This is a genomic window from Enterococcus mundtii, assembly GCF_003957375.1.
In the GTDB taxonomy this organism is placed as follows: Bacteria; Bacillota; Bacilli; order Lactobacillales; family Enterococcaceae; genus Enterococcus_B; species Enterococcus_B spodopteracolus.
Genome location: NZ_CP025473.1, coordinates 1,146,317 through 1,166,890, shown reverse-complemented (window position 1 = coordinate 1,166,890; position 20,574 = coordinate 1,146,317). Strand labels below are relative to the sequence as shown.

Sequence of the window (20,574 nt, the reverse complement as noted above, 5' to 3'; positions counted from 1 at the left end):
CTCAGAGAGAATTGCATTTAGTTGAATGATTAAATATGGATCGGTAAGCCTAAAGCTAATTCAGCTGCGTCCATTGTGATCTCACCTAGAGATGGATGTGGATGGATCGTCAACGCGATATCTTCAGCGTTCATACCTGATTCGATTGCCAAAGCAAGTTCAGAAACCATATCACTTGCTCCAACTCCACCGATTTGCGCACCGATGATGACATTGTCTTCATTCGTTGTCACTAAGCGGATAAAACCTTCTGTTTTACCTAATGATAAAGCACGACCGTTCCCAGAGAATGGGAATTTATAAGCTGTCGCTTCTAGTCCAGCTTCTTTTGCTTCTTTGATCGTCATCCCTACTGATGCTAATTCAGGATCAGTAAAGGCAACAGCTGGCATTGCTTTGTAGTCAACTGCTACTTTTTTGCCAGAGATTGCTTCTGCGGCGATTTTTGCTTCATAACTTGCTTTATGTGCTAAAGCAGCGCCTGGAACGATGTCGCCGATTGCAAAGATGTTAGGTACGTTTGTACGCCCTTGATTATCAACTGAGATCAAGCCACGTTCACCGATTTCAACACCAGCTTGTTCTAAGCCCATGTCTTCAGTATTCGGACGACGTCCAACAGTGACCATCACGTAGTCAGCTGTTACTGATTCTTCTTTTCCGTCTACTGCATATTTTACAGTTACGCTATCACCATTGTCGATTGATTCTTTAGCCATTGCATTTGTAATAACTGTTACGCCTTTTTTCTTGAAGTCATCTTCCACTAATTTCACCAAGTCTTTTTCATACGTAGGTAAAATTTGTGGTGAACCTTCAAGGATCGTTACTTCAGAACCTAAGTTTGCGTAAGCTGCTCCAAGTTCAGCACCGATTACTCCGCCGCCGATGATGACGAATTTCTTAGGAACTTCTGTTAGGCTTAGTCCACCTGTAGAATCTAAGACACGACCACCAAATTTGAATCCAGGGATTTCGATTGGACGAGAACCTGTCGCAACGATAGCATGGTTGAATGAATACGTTTGAGCAGAATCCGGATGGATCACACGTAATGTATGATCATCTACGAAGAATGCTTCGCCTTCGATCGTTTCAACTTTGTGTTTTTTTAACAAGTAGCCGACTCCTGAAGTCAATGTTTTCACTACTTTGTTGTCTTTCCACTCTTGTGTTTTTGTAAAATCTAGTGAGACATTTTCACTTGTTACACCAAACATCGATGAATCAAGTGATTCTTGATAATGATGACCTGCTGCGATCAACGCTTTAGAAGGAATACAACCAACGTTCAAACAAACGCCGCCGATATATTCTCTTTCAATGATCGCTACTTTTTGGCCCATTTCAGCAGCGCGGATGGCAGCGACATAGCCGCCAGGTCCCGCACCGATTACAACTGTATCTAATTCAACAGCAAAATCTCCAACTACCATTTGTTTCTCATCCTTCCATCATTAATAGCTCTGGATCAGCTAATAAACGTTTGATGTTATTCATTGCTTGTTGTGCTGTCGCACCATCGACGATTCGGTGATCGAAACTCAATGATAATTTCATCACTCGGCCAACAACGATTTCACCTTCAGCATTGACGATTGGTTGTTGTGCAATTGTTCCTACACCCAGGATTGCTACTTCAGGGTAGTTGATTACTGGTGTGAACCAGCCGCCACCAACTGAACCAATGTTACTGATCGTGATCGTTCCATTACGCATATCATCTGCCGCTAGTTTGCCATCATGTGCAAGTTTTGCTTTCTCGTTGATTTCGTCTGCGATTGCAAACATTCCTTTACGGTCAGCATCTTTCACGTTTGGCACATACAAACCATGGTCTGTATCTGTTGCGATACCGATATTGTAATAGTTTTTATAAACGATTTCTTGTTTTGCATCATCGATTGACGCATTCAAGATCGGGAATTTTTTCACTGTGGCAGTCAACGCTTTGACAACGTAAGGCAAGAACGTTAATTTCGTACCGTTAGCAGCTGCCACTTCTTTGAATTTTTTACGGTTATCCCAAAGATTTGTTACTTCAACTTCATCATGTAAAGTGACATGAGGTGCTGTTTGTTTGCTGTTGACCATTGCTTTGGCAATTGCTTTACGTGTTGGTGTCAATGCCACACGTTCTTCTAGATCGCCTAAGTTTGATTTGAATGCTTTTGCTGGAGCAGCTTTTGTTTCAGCAGGTTTTTCAGAAGATGCTTCTGTTGGTGCAGCTGATTCAGCAGGTTTGCTTGCAGCTGCCGGAGCACCTCCACCAGATAAGAAGTTTTCGATATCTTCTTTTGTCACACGTCCGCCTTTTCCAGTTGCAGAAACTTGGCTGATATCCACGTCTTTTTCGCGAGCGAATTGACGAACAGATGGCATTGCTAATACGCGTTTATCTGGGTTTGCAGCTTCAGGGATACTTGAAGAACCTGAAGTTTCCACTTTTGCAGCAGAAGTTGCTGCCGCTGGTTTACTTGCAGGTCCACTATTGTGTCCTGGCGCGTCGATCTCAACCAATACGTCACCAACATTTGCGACTGTACCTTCAGAAACAACGATTGTTTTAACAGTCCCTGTTACTGGAGATGGAATTTCTTCCACTGATTTGTCATTTTGCACTTCTAATAATGTATCGTCTTCATTGATCGTGTCACCGGCTTTAACAAACCATTTAACGATTTCACCTTCTGCGATACCTTCACCGATATCAGGTAATTTGAATTGGAATACGCCACCCTCAGAAGCTTCTGCTGATGCAGATGAACTTTCAGATGTTGGTTCAGCAGCAGGTGCTTCAGGTGTTTGCTCAGTAGCTGCCACGCCTTCGCTTCCGCTGTCTTCATTTCCTTCATGTCCTGGTGCATCGATCTCAACCAATACGTCACCAACATTTGCAACTGTACCTTCTGGAACAACGATGCTTTTCACTGTTCCTGTCACTGGAGATGGAATTTCTTCCACTGATTTGTCATTTTGTACTTCTAGTAATGTATCGTCTTCATTGATCGTATCGCCTGGTTGAACGAACCATTTAACGATTTCACCTTCTGCGATACCTTCACCGATATCAGGTAATTTAAATTGGTAAGCCATGGGTTTTTAACGTCCTTTCTTTCCTTAAAATTCTGCGATTTCTTTTACTTTTGCTTCGATATCAGAAGCATTTGGCAACCAGATATTTTCTGCTTGACCGAATGGGAAAACAGTATCTGGTGCAGAAACGCGTCCGATTGGTGCTTCTAATGAAAGAATTGCACGTTCAGAGATTTCAGAGATTACTTGAGTGCTTACGCCCGCTTGACGTTGTGCTTCTTGAACAACAACGACACGTCCGGTTTTTTCAACAGATTTGATGATTGTTTCAACATCTAATGGAGCAACGGTTCGTAAGTCAACGATCTCAACAGAGATACCTTCTTTTTCAAGATTATCTGCTGCCTTGATGGCTTCACGTACCATTGCACCGTAAGTGATGATCGATACATCTGTTCCTTCACGAGTCACTGCGGCTTTGTCTAAAGGCACTTCGTACGCTTCATCTGGAACTTCCTCACGGAATGAACGATAAAGTTTCATATGCTCCAAGAAAACAACAGGATCATTACTTCTAATAGAAGCAATCAATAGTCCTTTTGCATCATATGGGTTTGACGGAATTACTACACGGATACCAGGAGATTGAGCAATCAGTCCTTCTAAGTTATCTGAGTGTAATTCAGGTGTATGAACACCACCACCAAATGGTGAACGGATCGTTACTGGAATATTTCTTGTTCCACCCATACGGTATCTCGTACGAGCCATCTGTGCTACAACTTCATCCATTGCTTCAAAAATAAAGCCAAAGAATTGGATTTCAGGGACAGGACGGAATCCTTCAAGTGCTAAACCGAAACCTAATCCGGCAATACCTGATTCTGCTAAAGGAGTGTCAAATACGCGGTCTTCACCGAACTTTTCTTGCAATCCTTCAGTTGCACGGAATACGCCTCCGTTTTTGCCGACATCTTCACCAAAAACGAGTACGTTTTCGTCGTTTTCAAGTTCAAGTGCTAAGGCATCTGTGATTGCTTGAATCATTGTTTTTTGTGCCATGGTTATTTCGACTCCTTCGCTTCATAGATTGCAATTTGTTCTTTGATTGTTTGTGGTGTTTCTTCAAACATATTTTTCAAGAAATCTGAAACTTTTTGTTTTGGAACTTTATCTGCTTCAGCAATTGCTGCTTTGATTTCTTCTTTTGTTTGTTCGATGATTGCTTCTTCTTTTTCTTCGCTCCATAAACCTTTTTCAGTTAGGTATTTACGGAAACGGATCAATGGATCTTTTAATTGCCATTCATCGTCAACATCTTTTTCACGGTAACGTGTTGGGTCATCACCAGATAATGTATGTGGACCGTAACGGTAAGTCAATGTTTCGATCAATACAGGTCCATTACCAGAAACTGCCCAGTCACGTGCCATTTTTGAAACAGTATAAACGGCTAATGGGTCCATACCATCCACTTGGATACCAGGGATACCAGCTGCTACTGCTTTTTGCGCTAATGTTTTTGCTGCTGTTTGTTTTTCACGAGGTGTTGAAATCGCAAATCCATTGTTTTGGATGTAGAATACAGCATTCGCATGGTAAGCTCCAGCAAAGTTGATTGCTTCATAGAAGTCACCTTGAGAAGAACCGCCATCACCTGTATAAGTGAAAACAACATTTTTCTTGTTACGCTTTTTAAGTCCTAATGCAACACCTGCAGCTTGGACGTATTGTGCACCAATAATGATTTGTGGTGGTAGAGCTTTCAATTCTTCTGGGTAGAAGTTTCCAGCTGCATGTCCACGAGACCATAGAAATGCTTGAGATAAAGGTAAGCCGTGTTTGATCAATTGTGGAACATCACGGTAACCTGGTAATAGTACATCTTCTTTGTCAAAAGCGAATGCACTAGCTAATTGACTTGCTTCTTGTCCAGCAGTTGGAGCAAAAAATCCTAAACGTCCTTGACGGTTCAATGCTGTTGAGCGTTGATCCAATACACGAGACCAAACCATGCTAGTCATCAATTCTACTAACTCTTCATCTGTCAAATCTGGAACAAGATCAGGGTTTACTACTTTCCCATCTTGATCAAGTGCTTGGTATACCGGAAAATCTGAATTGACTTCTTCAAGCAACGCTTGGAAGTCGATAGGTGTTTTCTTGTTTGCCATTTATCACACATTCCTCTCTCATCTATAAGAAACTCTCTTCATTCCGCGGTTGAAACAGCGACGATATCTGTATCACTATTTCTCCGGCTTCACTAATAAATTATCACGTATTCCTCCGAAATACAAGCTTTAAGCACAAATTTTCACTATTAAAAAAAATTATAACAATCCCTATCTCTGTTAAAATAGTGAAGGTAATCACAAGGTAGTAAGCGGTTTACATTTTTCCTAAAAAAACATAGAGGTGTTTCTCCGCTTTTATAACAATCGTTTCTTTTCTGTATTCAAGTTGTTACAACCTTTTACCAGTCACTGTATTAATTTTTTTCTCAATAGTGAGTGATTACACAAATCACTTACCTTAATTTTATCCTTAACCTAGGCTTTTTTACAAACAATAAGCCTGTACAACTACATATTTCTTTGGATTAACAGGCAATACGTCAACTTTTCTAGAAATTTATTCACAAAATAAAAAAGAAAAGAAAAAATAACAAAAGTTACTCTTTCTTTCCTTACTATTGCTTCTCTTCCAACCATGTACGTAATTTGTCCATGTGTGAAACGAACAGTGGCAGGTCATCAGGGCTCATACGGCTATAGTTGATTCTTAAACCGATAGCTTCACCAAACAGATAGCCTGGAGCCACACCTAAGCCCTCACGCAATAATCTTTCTGCTAATACCTTCGTGAACCTTTCACCCTCCCAAGTCAACCATCCGTAGTATCCGCCTGCAAGAGGAGCTAAATGAAAGAAGTCTTGCGAATCGACCCAACCTTGTAGGAGCTGACTATTCTTTTCTAGTCGTTGACAAAGACTTGCCATGTTTCGGTCAAATGAAGAATCAAAAACAGCAGTTGCGGCCATTTGTGTAAAGATACTCAAAGAGACATCCATCATTTTTTGTGCCTCAGACAATCGTTGGATCAGAATAGTTGGGCCCACGATCCAACCAATTTTAGTCGTTTCCCCTAACAGACGCGATAATGAGCCGACATACAAGACATTTTCCGGATCAATCGCATGGATCGGAGCGATCGAAGCTTGTTTCTCCGGAGAAAAAGCTAAATCTGCAAACACATCATCTTCTATGATCGGCAATTGGTATTTGCGACACAGCGCGACTAAACGTTGGCGACGTTCAGTAGCCATTACAGTACCTGTCGGATTTTGAAAATTTGGATTGACTAAGACCGCTTTGATCTTGTGCTTATGAATGGCTTCTTCCAGTTCTACTAGATCAATCCCTTGATCATCCATTGGAATACCGAATAAGCGGGTACCGAGTGCTTTAAACAATGGTAAGCGGTAGAAAAAAGTCGGGGATTCCACCGCGATTGCATCTCCTACCGACAAAATGGTTTGTAAAATCAGAAAAATCGCTTGTTGTCCCCCACCAGTGATTAGCAATTGACTTTTTTTAAACGAAAATCCGTTATTTCTGATCAAGCGTTCTCTGATCTGCGTCATCAGTGGTTGATACCCAAACAAGGAAACGGCTTGTTCTTCTTTTAAGATACCTTCTAATGTATAATTAGGCATCTTCATATTAGGTAATACATCAAGCGGCATTTCACTTGAATATAAATCTAAAAAATCGGATTTCCGACTTGCTTCTTTGACTTTTTCTCCGTAACTATCAACGATTTTATCGTATCTTGCAGAGATCAATTGACGCCAATCAATACGTGGCTCTGAAAAATCACCCCAAGCCACCGAAGAAATAAACCGACCACTCCCCTGACGACTTTCCAATATCCCTAGTCCGCGCAATTCATCTAACGCATGCACAACAGTCGTACGATTCACACCAAAAAAATCAGCAAACATTCTTTCAGAAGGTAATTTATCTCCTGGTTGCAATTGCCCATTTTCGATTTTCTTCAAAATTTGGTCCATGATCTGTTGGTAAGCAGAACCTTTATGTTTAGTTATTCTCGTCCACATATGCATTCTCCAAATATTTACTTTCTACTATTATAGCTTAGTTTCAAAAAGAAAGAAAATGTATAAAAAAGATTGGTAAGATTTCTCTTACCAATCTATTACTTCGAATTAAATCGTATCTCCATTGAAAATCGAGTTTTTAACGATGACATAATCGACTTTACGAATTGATTCTAAATCGCGACCACCGGCATAAGAAATCGAAGATTGTAAATCTTGTTGCATTTCAACTAACGTATCTTTTAAAGATCCTTTGTGTTGGATCCAAATTTTCTTACCTTCAACATTTTTCTTTTCGCCTTTTTGGAATTCAGAAGCTGATCCAAAATATTCTTTGTAAACGACACCGTTCTCAACCTTTGTTTCTCCTGGTGATTCTTCGTGTCCTGCAAACAATGAACCGATCATCACCATCGTCGCACCAAAACGCACTGATTTCGCCACATCTCCAGGCGTGCGGATACCACCGTCAGCAATGATCGGTTTGCGGGCAGCTTTCGCACACCATCTTAGTGCTGCTAACTGCCAACCACCAGTACCAAAACCAGTTTTGATTTTTGTGATACATACTTTCCCTGGGCCAATGCCGACTTTTGTTGCATCTGCTCCAGCGTTTTCTAATTCTCGAACAGCTTCTGGTGTTCCGACGTTCCCTGCAATGACAAACGTATCTGGTAAATGCTTTTTGATATGCTGGATCATCGCAATGACAGCATTTGAATGTCCATGGGCAATATCAATTGTAATATAATCAGGCACAAGAGATTTTTCTGCCAATTCTTCTACAAAAGTATACTCGTCCTTTTTCACGCCTACACTAATAGAAGAAATTAAATTTCTTGCTTTCATTTTTTCGATAAAGGGGATTCGTGCTTCTTCTTCAAAACGATGCATGATATAGAAATAACCATTTTCAGCTAAAAATTCCGCAATCGTTTCATCAATGATCGTTTGCATATTTGCTGGCACAACCGGCATTTTAAATGTATGTGAACCTAAAGTCACAGTTGTATCACATTCCGAACGGCTGTTTACGATACATTTATTAGGAATCAGTTGAATATCTTCGTAATCAAATACTTTCATCATATCGTCCTCTCGATTTCATATCCGCAAAAAACACGAACATTATCTGCTTTTTATATGCTTATTTTTAGCACCTCAAGTAATTTAACGTAATTTAATAAAAAAATCAAGCTTTTTTTTATAAAAAAGTTGTATTTTACCTTTAATTAAGTTTTCGTGTAAAAAAAGCGAACATTTTTAAATGTTCGCTTTTTTTGATTCTACTTTGCTTTTTTGTTTGTAAAATCACAATGATCCTTAACGGCTTTTTTCATGGTTACTTGTTGTTGGGCGATTTCGTTGGAAATCTCTCGCCATGTTTTTCGCATGATTCGCACGGTCGACGAAAGAGCCTTTTGTTTTTAATTGAGCTATTTGTTGGAGCTTTCTATTCATCTGTACATGCTTATCTACATCGACTGTTCTCAGTACTCCTGCACCTAGATCACGTGCATAATCGATTGCTACCAGTACTTCAGGGGTATAGTATTTTTTACTTATTGTTTTCAAATCAGCTAGAGCCTGACCACGTTGGTAATTCAAGTTTTTCATCGTATGACTCCCATTGACGTACTGCTCTTTACCATTGATTTGTGCTCTAGTCTCAAAAAGTTCTCCCTCTTTTTTATTTAAAAGAATCAAACTTTCTGCGTATTTCAACATACTTGAATGTAGTGATTCGATTGATTGGATTACAGGTCCTGCAACAAAATTAATGGAATGGTGCAGCTCCAAATCTATTTTAAAATCTCTTCGAAAATCTGGATTTGCTAAATCTTTACGATACTGTAACACTTGTTCCTTTAAGTTTCTCAAATCATTTTTCCATTTATTTGATTCTTTGTGTAGTGCATTAAATTCTGCGGACAAACGGTCTTTACGTGTTTGTAACGTTTTTTTGCTTAGGTTTAAATCAATTGATCGCGGAATTTTTGCTTCACCACGAGAGAAAGTTACATTCTGACCAATGAAAGAAGTGATTTTTGAAATCAATTGTTGAAACACGTGGGGATAAAAGCGTTCATTACGTGTTTCAAGCATGATTCTTGCCGAATTTTCCTGATAGCCCATTCTTTCGAAAGCCTTGCTTGGTTGATGAAGGCCCGCATGTAATTTTAATCGGATAGATTGGATATGTTTCTCCATTTTTTCCATCCGCATAGCGTTGGCTACCCACATTTCGATCTTATTTTCATAAGAATTGATTGGGTCGATGAGTTTTTTTGCTTGTGTTTCATTTTCAGGAAATTTATTCAATAAGTTATTTTGTTCTTTGATGATCTCATTATATAGTTTTTGTTGTGTTTTATGTAATGTAGTAAAATCGGCGTATAAGTATTTTCTCTCATCTTGTAATAGTTTCCTTAACTGTTTATTCATTGATTCTCCTCTTTTCTTCGATGCTGTTCATCGTTTTTCTATTTTTGTAAAAACCGACTCTCATTCTCATAAAAAGCAGAGAGTCGGCTAACGATATCTTTTATTTTATGGCAAAATATTGCCAGCAGCACGATACAATGCATACCAATCTTCTTTGGTCATATCGATCATCGATGCTTTCGCGATCTCTCCAATCCTTGCCAGATTCATCGTTCCAGCGATCACCTGCATATTTGCAGGATGGCGTAAGATCCACGCCGACGCTAACCCAGTTGGTGTCGTCTGATATTTTTCTGCCAGTTCGTTTAACGACTGATTCAATTCTGGGAATTTTTCATTTCCAATGAATACACCTTCAAAGAAGCCATATTGATAAGGCGACCACGCTTGGATCGTCATCTCATGTAAACGAGAATAATCTAGGATACTGCCATCATGGTCAATACTTGCTTGATCTGTCATGTTCACATGGATTCCCTGATCGATCATTTCGGAATGTTTAAGACCAAATTGTAATTGGTTCGCCAGTAATGGCTGGTTCACATATTTTTTCAATAATTCGATCTGCATTGGTTTTTGATTGCTCACACCAAAGAAACGAACCTTGCCAGATCGCTCCAACTCATCAAACGCTTCCGCCACTTCTTCGGGTTCAACGAGTGTGTCTGGACGATGAAGTAACAAGGCATCAACGTATTCTATATCTAATCGACGCAAGCTATCTTCAACCGATTGAATGATGTGTTTTTTTGAGAAATCAAACATCTTTCCTGGTACGATCCCGCATTTCGTTTGGATAAATAATTCATCACGTTTTAGCGAAGTTTTTGCTAACGCTTGAGCAAAAATTGTTTCACAGTCCCCACCACCGTAAATATCCGCATGGTCAAAAAAGTTGATGCCATTTTCAAAAGCTGTTTCAATCACTTTTTCAGGTTGCTCAGAACCATTCAAACGCATACAACCTAAAATGACGGAGGATACGAGCTGGTCGGAAGTCCCTAAACGAATCTTTTTCATCAAATCTCATCCTTTCTTACCAACTCGATTTTACCATAACCACAATGAAAAGGCTTCAAAAAAAATAAAACTATTTTTCCGTTTCAGCAAAAAATAGTTTTATTTCTTTATGTGACTTTTACTTTTGTATCAAGGCTTTTGAGCCGATATCCGTCCGATAGAATGTATGCTCAGTATTCTTGACTTTTAAAACAGAGTATATTTTTTCTTGCGCTTCTTCGATTGTCTGTCCACTCGCTTCCACCAAATAGATCCGTCCCCCTGCACCTACTAATTCTTTCGCTTGTTTCTCTACTCCGGCATAATAGACGGCCACAGCTGGATCAGCTGAGAAATCTGGAAGCAAGGCACCTTTTTGGTATTTTCCTGGATAGCCTTCTGCCGCAACGACTACACCTAAGCAACATCCTTCTGTCTCCCATGTTAACTCGACTGCCTTTCCTGATAATAGGCGGTCAATGATTTCTGCTAGATCACTTTTAAGTCGTGGTAACACAACTTGCGTTTCAGGATCACCAAACCGAGCATTGAATTCGATTACTTTTGGCCCTTCTGCGGTGGCAATCAGCCCTGCATATAAAATACCAGTAAATGAACGACCTATCTCTTTCATTCCTCGCACTGCTGGTTTCAATACTTCTTCGACAGCCTGATCAACCATGGTCTGAGGGATTTGTGGTACAGGTGTATAAGCACCCATTCCGCCAGTATTGGGACCTTTATCCTCATTATACGCTCGCTTATGGTCTTGCGAGATCACCATGGGATAAACTTCTGTATCTCGGACAAAAGCAAGTAAAGAAAACTCTTCACCAGACAAGAACTCTTCCACAACGATTTGCTGCCCACTAGCACCAAAACGCTCATTTTCTAGCATATCTGAAGCGGCTTCGACAGCGACTTCGAGGGTTTCCGCCACAACGACCCCTTTGCCAGCAGCTAATCCGTCTGCTTTGATAACGATCGGTGCGCCTTTTGCTTCAATGTATTCTCTCGCTTCAGCAAAACGGGTAAACGTTTGTGACTCTGCAGTAGGAATACCTTGACGTGCCATCAACTCTTTGGCAAAGCTCTTTGAACCTTCAATTAAGGCTGCAGCTTTTGTAGGGCCAAAAATCGCTAATCCTTCCGCTTGAAAATCATCAACGATCCCATTGAGTAGAGGAATCTCTGGACCAACAAATGTCCAGGAGATCCCTTCAGATCGAGCAAATTCGATCAATCCTTCATGATCCGTTTCAACAAGATCCACCAAGCGAACCCCATCTTTTTGCATTCCTACATTTCCAGGTGCGCAATACACTACTTCGACTAATGGACTAGCTACAAGTTTTTTACTGATCGCATGTTCTCGCCCTCCCGAGCCAATCACTAAACACTTCATTTTATCCGCTCCTTCTTAATGTCTAAAATGACGTACGCCGGTAAATACCATTGCGATACCATACTTATTTGCCATATCAATCGAGGCTTGATCTTTGATACTTCCTCCCGGCTGGATGATTGCTTTGATGCCATACTTCGCAGCGTATTCGACAGAGTCATCCATTGGGAAGTAAGCATCACTTGCAAGCGCAGCTGTTTCGGCTTTAGCACCAGCTTGTTCGATCGCAAGCTTGACCGAACCCACACGATTCATTTGACCGGCCCCAATACCGAGGGTTTGCTGTTGATTTGCAACAACGATCGCATTTGATTTCACATGTTTGACCGCTTTCCAGGCAAAAGCCATCGCTGCTTGCTCTTCTTTGGTGGGTTGCCGATTGGTGACTACGGTCCAACTTTCTGGTTCTTCCATTGCACGATCATCTTGTTGGACTAGTAAACCTCCTAAGACAGAGACCATTTCGTTAGCATTTCCTACCACATTCGAGAAATCGACTTGTAACAGACGGAGATTTTTCTTTGTTTGCAGTACAGCTAGTGCTTCTTCACTGTAACTAGGAGCGATAATGATTTCTAAAAACAATTGAGTCATTGCTTGTGCACTAACCAAATCGACTTCCCGATTCAAGACGATAATGCCGCCAAAGATCGATACCGGATCAGCAGCATAAGCTGTTTCCCACGCAGAGAAAATCGTCTCGCCACTTCCGATACCACATGGGTTCATGTGTTTTAGCGCAACGACTGTTGGTTCTGTGAACTCTCTCATGATACGTAACGCCGCATCCGCATCACGAATATTATTGAAAGAAAGTTCCTTACCGTGCAATTGTTCCGCACACGCAATCGAGTAGTTCGATGGTAATGCCGCTTGATAAAACGCTGCTTCTTGATGGTTATTCTCACCATAACGAAGGTCTTGTTTACGCGTGTAGGTAAGTGTTAGATTCTCAGGTTCTTTCTCACCTACGGCCTCTGTGAGATATTGACCAATCAATGCATCATAAGCAGCCGTATGACGAAAAACTTTTGCTGCTAGCTTTCTACGTGTCTCAAGGCTCGTATGACCTTCTTGCTGGATTTCTGCTAAAACGATCGCATAATCAACTGGATCAACGATGGCTGTTACGAAAGCATGATTTTTTGCAGCACTTCGCAACATGCTCGGTCCACCGATATCAATATTTTCGATTGCATCTGCTTCAGTCGCTCCTGGTTTTAAGATCGTTTCCTTGAATGGATAAAGGTTGACACAGACAATATCGATTGGTTGGATGGCTTCTTTTTCCATTGCCTTCATGTGGCTTTCACTATCTCGACGCCCTAATAATCCTCCATGGATTTTTGGATGTAAAGTTTTCACTCGACCATCCATCATTTCAGGAAAACCGGTTACTTCATCTATAGAAATGGTTTCGATTCCCGCTTCTTCCAAAGCTGTTTTAGTTCCACCTGTGGAAATGATCTCTATACCGGCAGCACGTAGTCCTTTCGCAAAGTCAATGACCCCAGTCTTATCTGAAACACTTATTAACGCTCTTGTCATTTTTTTACATCTCCCATATTTACTATATTTGCAATCACTTCTGGAAAGATCTGATGTTCGATCTGATGGATTTTTTGTTCCAATGTAGCTAATGTATCTTCTTTTTCGATCATCACTTTTTCCTGACGAATGATTGGTCCAGTATCCACCCCACGATCGATATAATGGACAGTGACACCTGTTTCCTTCACGCCCGCTTCAAAAGCATCGCGAATCCCATGAAGACCTGGGAAATTTGGTAATAACGAAGGATGAACATTGATCATTTTATTTTCGTAAACAGACAGTAAACCTTCATCAATGATTCGCATATAGCCTGCCAATACGATCAAATCAATCTGTCGGCTTGCTAATTCTTCAAGGATCGCTTGTTCATACTCCGTTTTGGATGCAAACTCTTTCGGTGAAAAACATGTGCTCGGCACTTGCGATTTTTTTGCCCGTTGTAAAACATAGGCTTGCGGCTGATCACAAAACAACCACTCGATTGTCGCTGAAAGTCGGTTCTTTTTAAAATAATCGATCAGCGCTTGAAAGTTACTGCCATTTCCTGAAGCAAAGACGGCAATCTTCATTTTTTCCCCTCTGCGATCACGACTTTTTGTTCCTCAAACGGTACGACTTGTCCGATTTGATAGACTTCTTCACCAGATTTGTGGATCTGATCAATGATTTCACTCGCATATTCAGGAGAAACTGCAATGACCATTCCAATGCCCATGTTAAAGATCTCATACATTTCATATGCAGGGATCTCACCATATTTTTGTAAACAATTGAAGATCGGTAAAACTGGCCAAGTGCCTAGATCGATGCTGACAGCAACATTTTCTGGCAACATCCGTGGAATATTCTCAATGAACCCACCACCTGTAATATGTGCGGCACCTTTGATTTTCTCTTTTTTGATTAATGGCAATAAAGTCGAAACATAGATTTTTGTCGGTTCAAGCAACACATTTGCCAAAGAGGTATCCAACCCGTCGATCGTTTCTTCTAATGAAAAACCTTGCTGTTCAAAAAAGATTTTACGAACCAAAGAGTACCCATTGGAATGAATGCCACTAGAAGGCAAACCGAGCAAGATATCACCTGTTGCAATCGATTGACCAGTAATCAATTGCGCTTTTTCCGCAATCCCTACCGCAAAACCTGCCAGATCATAATCGTTCCCTTGATACATACCTGGCATTTCTGCTGTTTCGCCACCAATCAATGCCATGTTTGCTGAAACACAGCCAGTGGCAACGCCTGCTATGACTTTTTCGAGACGTTCTGGATCATTTTTACCTGTTGCCAAATAATCTAAAAAGTATAAAGGTTCTGCTCCTTGTGCCAAAATATCATTGACACACATCGCGACACAATCGATACCAATCGTTTCATGGCGATCTGCGGCGATAGCTACAGCTAACTTAGTACCCACACCGTCTGTCCCGGAAACTAAGACAGGTTCTTTTAATTGGAATCCACTAAGGTCAAAGCAGCCACCAAAGCCTCCTAATGCGCCCATCACACCGATTCTTTCTGTTTTCTTCACATGTTTTTTGATGCGATCCACGACTTCATAACCCGCTTCAACATCCACACCTGCTTTTGCATAAGCATTACCCATTTGATGACTTGCTCCTTTCATTTGCTTCGTTTAAAAAAAAGATACTTTTTCTTTTAAAGATTCTTGGTATTTCTCTTCGTAGTCATATAGCGGTGTCGGATAATCGCCGTTGAAATAAGCCATACATACCCCTGAATAAGGGGCATCTTTTTGTAGGCCGATTGCTCCAATCAAGCCTTCTTCACTCAAGAAATCCAACGAATCTGCGCCGATACATTCTCTGATCTCTTCGATTGAATGATTCGCTGCGATCAGTTCTTTTCTCGTTTGGATATCGATCCCATAAAAACATGGATATTTCAATGGTGGAGATGCGATCCGCACATGGACTTCCTTTGCTCCAGCTTCTTTTAATAGATTGACGATTCTTCGGCTGGTAGTGCCGCGAACGATCGAATCATCGACCATAATGATTTTTTTCCCTTCCACAACGCCCCGAACCGCAGAAAGTTTCATCCGCACACCTTGTTCTCTTAATTCTGGGGTTGGTTGGATGAACGTACGTGCCACATATTGATTTTTCACCAAACCGATTTCATAAGGGATACCACTGGCTTCAGCATAACCACTGGCTGCTGACAACGAAGAATTGGGCACTCCAACCACCATATCAGCTTCGATCGGCGCTTCAGCCGCTAAACGTCTCCCCATATTTTTACGTGCTGTATGCACATTGATCCCTGCAATATCAGAATCTGGACGTGCAAAGTAAATATATTCCATGGAACAAATCGCCAATTGAGTATCTGTCGTGTATTGCTCGATCGTATAGCCATCATCATTGATGATCACGATTTCTCCTGGCAAGACATCACGTACAAACCGCGCACCGATCCCTTCCAGCGCACAGGTTTCAGAAGTAATGACATATGCGCCATTTTTCATTTGACCGATGGCTAATGGGCGAAAACCATTTGGGTCTAGTGCCGCAACCATCGCGTCTTCTGTCAGTAATAAGTAAGCAAATCCACCTTTTACCTCAGCCAAGGCTTCCTTTAGTCTGTCTAAAAATGTTTTTTCGTTACTACGCCGGATCAAATGCATCAAAATCTCTGTATCTGAATTTGAATGAAAGATGGCACCATCTTTTTCTAAAGACGTCCGTAAAGAGCGAGCATTCGTTAAATTGCCGTTATGGGCTAACCCAATCGAGCGATCGTAAAATTTGAATAAAAAAGGTTGGATATTATCCACACTGCCATTGCCTGCGGTAGCATAGCGAACGTGACCGATCGCTGCTTGTCCAAATAAAGCTGCTAGTTTTCTTGGATCTTTGAATACCTCTGAAAGAAGTCCAAGATCACGGTGACCATATAATTTCCCGTCATCATTTGATACGATACCAGCGCCTTCTTGCCCACGATGCTGCAAACTATGCAAACCAAAGTAAGTAACATTGGCAGCTTGAGGGTGTCCCCAAACACCGAATACTCCACATTCTTCATTGATGCTTCTTACTTCATAAGACATTCGATTGCTTCCTCCCAAGACTGTTTCGCCGAAGCGACTGCCAAGTCAACACTTCCATCATTTGCTTGTATCACTAATTGTTTTTCTGCCGTTACGTGACCAAGGAGTGTCACATGCTCACCAGCTAATGTTTCAAAGGCTTGTTGATTTTCTTTTGTTACTGATACAATAAAACGCGATTGTGATTCAGAAAACAGATGAGTAGTCGGCAGATCAACTCTCGTTGAAACACCGAAATCATTTGTGAACGCTGATTCCGCAATAGCCACCGCTAACCCACCTTCTGCACAGTCATGCGCACTTTGGATCAATCCAGCTTTGATTGCCTCTAACATCAAAGTTTGGTTTTCTTTTTCTTTTGTTAGATCAAAATGTTCCATCATTCCTTCGATTCTACCTAGCTGTAGCTTTTGTAATTCACTACCGTTAAAGTCTGCAAACGTCTGGCCGATCACATAAATCAAATCTCCCGCTTGTTTGAATTCTTGAGTGGTGATATGTTCGTGTGCTTCGATCAATCCGACCATACCAATCATCGGTGTTGGATAAATCGCTTGGCCATCTGTCTCGTTATACAGAGAAACATTTCCCGAGATCACGGGTGTTTCCAACATTTCACATGCTTTGGCAATTCCATCAGCTGAATACGCTAACTCCCAGAACACTTCTGGTTTATCTGGAGAACCATAGTTCAAACAATCCGTAATCGCTAAAGGTTGACCACCACTCGCGACGATATTTCTTGCTGCTTCCGCAACAGCAATCTGACCACCAATTTCTGGATCTAGATAAATATAACGAGCATTACAATCCGTCGTCATCGCTAACGCTTTTTTGGTTCCACGAATACGCAAGACTGCGGCATCACTACCTGGAGCAACCACTGTATTGGTTTGGACACGCGAATCATATGTCTCATAAATCGAACGTTTTGATGCGATCGTCGGTTGCTTCAACAACGCAGTCAATACTTCATTCGGATCAGAGATCACTGGTTGATATTGACCTAATTCACGGAATTTTGTCATCCGTTCTGGTTCAACCATTTCTTTCTGGTAGACAGGCGCATCTTCTGCTAAGGCATCTACCGGAAGATTGGCTACTTCTTTTCCATGGTGATACAAACGGTACTGACCATCATCTGTTACTTTTCCAATCGTCACCGCATCTAGATCGTATTTTTGGAATAGTTCTTGAACACGCGCTTCCGATCCTGCCTTCACACAGATCAACATCCGTTCTTGTGATTCAGACAACATCATTTCATAAGGGGTCATCTGTGATTCACGCTGCGGTACATCGTCCAAAGTCAATACCAAACCAGAGCCTGCTTTTGAGGCCATTTCTGAACTTGATGAAACAAGTCCTGCCGCACCCATATCTTGGATGCCGACAAGAATGTCTGAGTGGTCCAAAATCAATTCCAAACAAGCTTCTAACAATAATTTCTCCATAAAAGGATCGCCCACTTGCACAGCTGAACGTTGTTGTTCTTCTTCTTGACTAAATTCTTCGGAGGCAAATGTCGCACCGTGGATACCATCCCGACCTGTCTTAGCCCCCACATACATGATCGAATTGCCAACACCTGATGCTTGTCCTTTTTGGATATCTTTATGATCGATCAACCCAACACACATGGCATTTACCAATGGATTCCCCTCATAACAAGGATCAAAGGCGATCTCACCACCCACTGTCGGTACGCCGATACAATTTCCATACCCTCCGATACCAGCAACAACTTCTTCTAAAAGGTATTTTGTACGAGGATTATCTAATTCACCAAAACGTAGTGAATCAAGTAGAGCAATCGGACGTGCACCCATACTGAAAATATCACGAATAATGCCCCCAACACCTGTTGCTGCGCCTTCATAAGGTTCGACTGCCGAAGGATGATTGTGGCTTTCTGCTTTAAAAACCACTGCTTGTCCGTCTCCAATGTCAACGATCCCTGCGCCTTCACCAGGCCCTTGTAAGACATTCGGCCCACTTGTTGGGAATTTTTTTAAGATCGGCTTGGAGTTTTTGTAAGAACAGTGTTCACTCCACATTACTGAGAACAAACCGGTCTCCGTATAATTAGGCATCCTACCTAAGATGTCTTCTTCGATCATCCGGTATTCTTCATCCGTCAATCCCCATTGCATATAAATCTTTTGTTCTTTGATTTCTAACGCAGTTGGCTCCATCATTGTTTTCATTTATGCAGTCACCTTTCCGAAATTCTTCAATAGCGAAGCGAAGAAACGTTTGCCATCTTCTGAGCCAAGTAATGCTTCCATTGCTCGTTCTGGGTGGGGCATCATCCCTAACACATTTCCTGCTTTGTTTGTGATCCCTGCAATGTTGGCCACACTGCCGTTGAGATTTTCTCCCTCGTAGGTAAACACGATTTGGTTGTTGTCAATCAGTTCTTGAAGCGTCTCCTCGTCACAAAAATAATTTCCTTCTCCATGGGCCACCGGCAACTGGATCACTTCATTTTTGTCGTACTCTGAAGTGAAGGATGTTTGATTGTTGACTTTTAATGACGCTGATTTACAGATAAAACGCAATGAATCATTTCTTCTTAATACGCCTGGTAGCAATCCAGCCTCCGTCAACACTTGGAATCCATTACATGTACCAAAAACAGGTTTTCCTTCTTCCGCAAAACGAATCACTTCATCCATGATTGTTGAAAAACGAGCAATCGCCCCACAACGTAAGTAATCGCCGTAAGAAAAGCCGCCAGGGATCAATACTCCGTCATACTCTTCAAGAGAAGATTCGTCATAACGAACATAGTTTACTTCTGCGCCCATCACATCACGAATCGCCCAAAGCAAGTCCGCATCACAATTCGATCCAGGAAAAACAATCACGGCAAATTTCATGCTAAACTTCCTCCATTTTATTGATTTCATAACGATACGTTTCCATATTGACATTTGCTAATAAACGATCACAAATCGTTTCGATCGTTGATTCTACTTCCTCTTCACTAGCTGAGACTTGGATTTCAAAATACTTCCCGATACGAATATCTTCGATGTTGTCGTAGCCTAAACGATGTACCGCATTTTTAACTGCCTCTCCTTGTGGGTCTAATACTGAATCTTTATATGTTACGTACACTTTTACAAAATACATGATTTATTCTCCTTTATTTTCGAGTGATAATTGATTTAAACGATCGAGTACTTCTTGATAGACCGGAATAATCTCGCCGAGCTTTCGTCGATAGACATCTTTATCCATATGTTTGTTTGTAGCAATATCCCATAAGCGACAAGTATCCGGGGATATCTCATCTGCTAATTCGATTTCTCCTGTATCCGTTCGGCCAAATTCCACTTTAAAATCGACTAATTGTAAATCGATTTTTTTGAATAGTTTGATTAGCTGTTCATTGATGAGTAACGCTTGTTTTTTTAGTTCGGCGACCTCTTCTGGAGTTGCTAGCTTTAAGAAAGCAATATGTGAATCATTGATGAATGGATCATCTAATTCATCTTTTTTGTAGAAAAATTCAACGATTGGTGTCGGTAGCACTTGCCCTTCTTCTACTCCTAGGCGTTTTGAAAAACTTCCAGCTGAAATATTTCTGACGACCACTTCCAAGGGAATGATCGACCGTTTTTTTATCAATTGTTCGGTTTTTGACAATTTCTCAAGAAAATGATTATTTATTCCTTGATTCGATAAGTATTCAAAAATAGCACTTGTGATTTGATTGTTCAATTCTGCTTTTCCTTGCATTTGGTCTTTCATTCCACCGTTGAGGGCAGTCACTTGGTCTAGATACTCTACCCATAGGACAGTTTCATCATCCGTGTTAAACATTCTTTTTGCTTTTCCTTCATAGAGTAAATTCTGTTTTTCCATGTCTACGACTCCTTGTTCATTAACATTATTTTACTATAACATATTATTTGTTCGTCTTTT

Annotated in this window: 17 protein-coding genes; all 17 read right to left on the bottom strand. The window is 41.0% G+C overall.

Annotated features, from left to right (window positions below):
- Positions 1–29: 29 nt before the first annotated feature.
- Positions 30–1,436 (bottom strand): dihydrolipoyl dehydrogenase, encoded by a 1,407-nt coding sequence (gene lpdA / locus CYK55_RS05860; RefSeq protein ID WP_034689332.1) that lies wholly within the window; start codon positions 1,434–1,436, stop codon positions 30–32.
- 7 nt (positions 1,437–1,443) lie between these two features.
- Complete coding sequence (locus CYK55_RS05855; protein ID WP_034689334.1) at positions 1,444–3,096, bottom strand: dihydrolipoyllysine-residue acetyltransferase; 1,653 nt, start codon at positions 3,094–3,096, stop codon at positions 1,444–1,446.
- Positions 3,097–3,120: 24 nt separating this feature from the next.
- Positions 3,121–4,098 (bottom strand): alpha-ketoacid dehydrogenase subunit beta, encoded by a 978-nt coding sequence (locus CYK55_RS05850; protein ID WP_010735670.1) that lies wholly within the window; start codon positions 4,096–4,098, stop codon positions 3,121–3,123.
- 2 nt (positions 4,099–4,100) lie between these two features.
- Positions 4,101–5,210 carry a pyruvate dehydrogenase (acetyl-transferring) E1 component subunit alpha gene (gene pdhA, locus CYK55_RS05845; RefSeq protein ID WP_034689336.1) on the bottom strand — a complete coding sequence of 370 codons (1,110 nt, stop codon included), beginning with the start codon at positions 5,208–5,210 and terminating at the stop codon, positions 4,101–4,103.
- Positions 5,211–5,728: 518 nt separating this feature from the next.
- Positions 5,729–7,159, bottom strand: coding sequence for a PLP-dependent aminotransferase family protein (locus tag CYK55_RS05840; protein ID WP_126134044.1), 1,431 nt, complete (start codon positions 7,157–7,159; stop codon positions 5,729–5,731).
- 108 nt (positions 7,160–7,267) lie between these two features.
- Positions 7,268–8,245 carry a GMP reductase gene (gene guaC, locus CYK55_RS05835; RefSeq protein ID WP_034689338.1) on the bottom strand — a complete coding sequence of 326 codons (978 nt, stop codon included), beginning with the start codon at positions 8,243–8,245 and terminating at the stop codon, positions 7,268–7,270.
- A gap of 237 nt (positions 8,246–8,482) precedes the next feature.
- A complete protein-coding gene (locus tag CYK55_RS05830; RefSeq protein ID WP_034690164.1) occupies positions 8,483–9,604 on the bottom strand; it encodes a hypothetical protein in 1,122 nt (373 codons plus the stop codon).
- Between the two features lie 105 nt (positions 9,605–9,709).
- Positions 9,710–10,624 carry an aldo/keto reductase gene (locus CYK55_RS05825; protein ID WP_034690166.1) on the bottom strand — a complete coding sequence of 305 codons (915 nt, stop codon included), beginning with the start codon at positions 10,622–10,624 and terminating at the stop codon, positions 9,710–9,712.
- Between the two features lie 118 nt (positions 10,625–10,742).
- Positions 10,743–12,008 carry a phosphoribosylamine--glycine ligase gene (purD, locus tag CYK55_RS05820; protein WP_126134043.1) on the bottom strand — a complete coding sequence of 422 codons (1,266 nt, stop codon included), beginning with the start codon at positions 12,006–12,008 and terminating at the stop codon, positions 10,743–10,745.
- Between the two features lie 15 nt (positions 12,009–12,023).
- The gene (gene purH, locus CYK55_RS05815; RefSeq protein WP_034690169.1) at positions 12,024–13,556 is read right to left on the bottom strand and encodes a bifunctional phosphoribosylaminoimidazolecarboxamide formyltransferase/IMP cyclohydrolase; all 1,533 of its coding nucleotides are present in this window, start codon (positions 13,554–13,556) and stop codon (positions 12,024–12,026) included.
- Positions 13,553–14,131, bottom strand: coding sequence for a phosphoribosylglycinamide formyltransferase (purN, locus tag CYK55_RS05810; protein ID WP_034690170.1), 579 nt, complete (start codon positions 14,129–14,131; stop codon positions 13,553–13,555). The genes purH and purN overlap by 4 nt, the downstream gene beginning before the upstream one ends.
- Positions 14,128–15,171: a phosphoribosylformylglycinamidine cyclo-ligase gene (purM, locus tag CYK55_RS05805; RefSeq protein WP_034690171.1), complete on the bottom strand. Its 1,044-nt coding sequence runs from the start codon at positions 15,169–15,171 to the stop codon at positions 14,128–14,130. The genes purN and purM overlap by 4 nt, the downstream gene beginning before the upstream one ends.
- A gap of 30 nt (positions 15,172–15,201) precedes the next feature.
- A complete protein-coding gene (purF, locus tag CYK55_RS05800; protein WP_034690173.1) occupies positions 15,202–16,641 on the bottom strand; it encodes an amidophosphoribosyltransferase in 1,440 nt (479 codons plus the stop codon).
- Positions 16,626–18,848 carry a phosphoribosylformylglycinamidine synthase subunit PurL gene (purL, locus tag CYK55_RS05795; protein WP_034690174.1) on the bottom strand — a complete coding sequence of 741 codons (2,223 nt, stop codon included), beginning with the start codon at positions 18,846–18,848 and terminating at the stop codon, positions 16,626–16,628. Before purL ends, purF begins: the two co-directional genes overlap by 16 nt.
- Entirely contained in the window at positions 18,849–19,523 is a 675-nt protein-coding gene (gene purQ / locus CYK55_RS05790) for a phosphoribosylformylglycinamidine synthase subunit PurQ (RefSeq protein WP_126134042.1), read from the bottom strand.
- 1 nt (position 19,524) lies between these two features.
- Positions 19,525–19,779, bottom strand: coding sequence for a phosphoribosylformylglycinamidine synthase subunit PurS (gene purS, locus CYK55_RS05785; RefSeq protein ID WP_034690178.1), 255 nt, complete (start codon positions 19,777–19,779; stop codon positions 19,525–19,527).
- A 3-nt stretch (positions 19,780–19,782) separates the two neighbouring features.
- The gene (gene purC, locus CYK55_RS05780) at positions 19,783–20,514 is read right to left on the bottom strand and encodes a phosphoribosylaminoimidazolesuccinocarboxamide synthase (RefSeq protein WP_034690179.1); all 732 of its coding nucleotides are present in this window, start codon (positions 20,512–20,514) and stop codon (positions 19,783–19,785) included.
- Positions 20,515–20,574 lie beyond the last annotated feature (60 nt).

Excerpts from the sequence above, each read along its gene's own strand:
- lpdA (WP_034689332.1), bottom strand. The coding sequence starts at position 1,436 with ATGGTAGTTGGAGATTTTGCTGTTGAATTAGATACAGTTGTAATCGGT.
- CYK55_RS05855 (WP_034689334.1), bottom strand. The coding sequence starts at position 3,096 with ATGGCTTACCAATTTAAATTACCTGATATCGGTGAAGGTATCGCAGAA.
- CYK55_RS05850 (WP_010735670.1), bottom strand. The coding sequence starts at position 4,098 with ATGGCACAAAAAACAATGATTCAAGCAATCACAGATGCCTTAGCACTT.
- pdhA (WP_034689336.1), bottom strand. The coding sequence starts at position 5,210 with ATGGCAAACAAGAAAACACCTATCGACTTCCAAGCGTTGCTTGAAGAA.
- CYK55_RS05840 (WP_126134044.1), bottom strand. The coding sequence starts at position 7,159 with ATGTGGACGAGAATAACTAAACATAAAGGTTCTGCTTACCAACAGATC.
- guaC (WP_034689338.1), bottom strand. The coding sequence starts at position 8,245 with ATGAAAGTATTTGATTACGAAGATATTCAACTGATTCCTAATAAATGT.
- CYK55_RS05830 (WP_034690164.1), bottom strand. The coding sequence starts at position 9,604 with ATGAATAAACAGTTAAGGAAACTATTACAAGATGAGAGAAAATACTTA.
- CYK55_RS05825 (WP_034690166.1), bottom strand. The coding sequence starts at position 10,624 with ATGAAAAAGATTCGTTTAGGGACTTCCGACCAGCTCGTATCCTCCGTC.
- purD (WP_126134043.1), bottom strand. The coding sequence starts at position 12,008 with ATGAAGTGTTTAGTGATTGGCTCGGGAGGGCGAGAACATGCGATCAGT.
- purH (WP_034690169.1), bottom strand. The coding sequence starts at position 13,556 with ATGACAAGAGCGTTAATAAGTGTTTCAGATAAGACTGGGGTCATTGAC.
- purN (WP_034690170.1), bottom strand. The coding sequence starts at position 14,131 with ATGAAGATTGCCGTCTTTGCTTCAGGAAATGGCAGTAACTTTCAAGCG.
- purM (WP_034690171.1), bottom strand. The coding sequence starts at position 15,171 with ATGGGTAATGCTTATGCAAAAGCAGGTGTGGATGTTGAAGCGGGTTAT.
- purF (WP_034690173.1), bottom strand. The coding sequence starts at position 16,641 with ATGTCTTATGAAGTAAGAAGCATCAATGAAGAATGTGGAGTATTCGGT.
- purL (WP_034690174.1), bottom strand. The coding sequence starts at position 18,848 with ATGAAAACAATGATGGAGCCAACTGCGTTAGAAATCAAAGAACAAAAG.
- purQ (WP_126134042.1), bottom strand. The coding sequence starts at position 19,523 with ATGAAATTTGCCGTGATTGTTTTTCCTGGATCGAATTGTGATGCGGAC.
- purS (WP_034690178.1), bottom strand. The coding sequence starts at position 19,779 with ATGTATTTTGTAAAAGTGTACGTAACATATAAAGATTCAGTATTAGAC.
- purC (WP_034690179.1), bottom strand. The coding sequence starts at position 20,514 with ATGGAAAAACAGAATTTACTCTATGAAGGAAAAGCAAAAAGAATGTTT.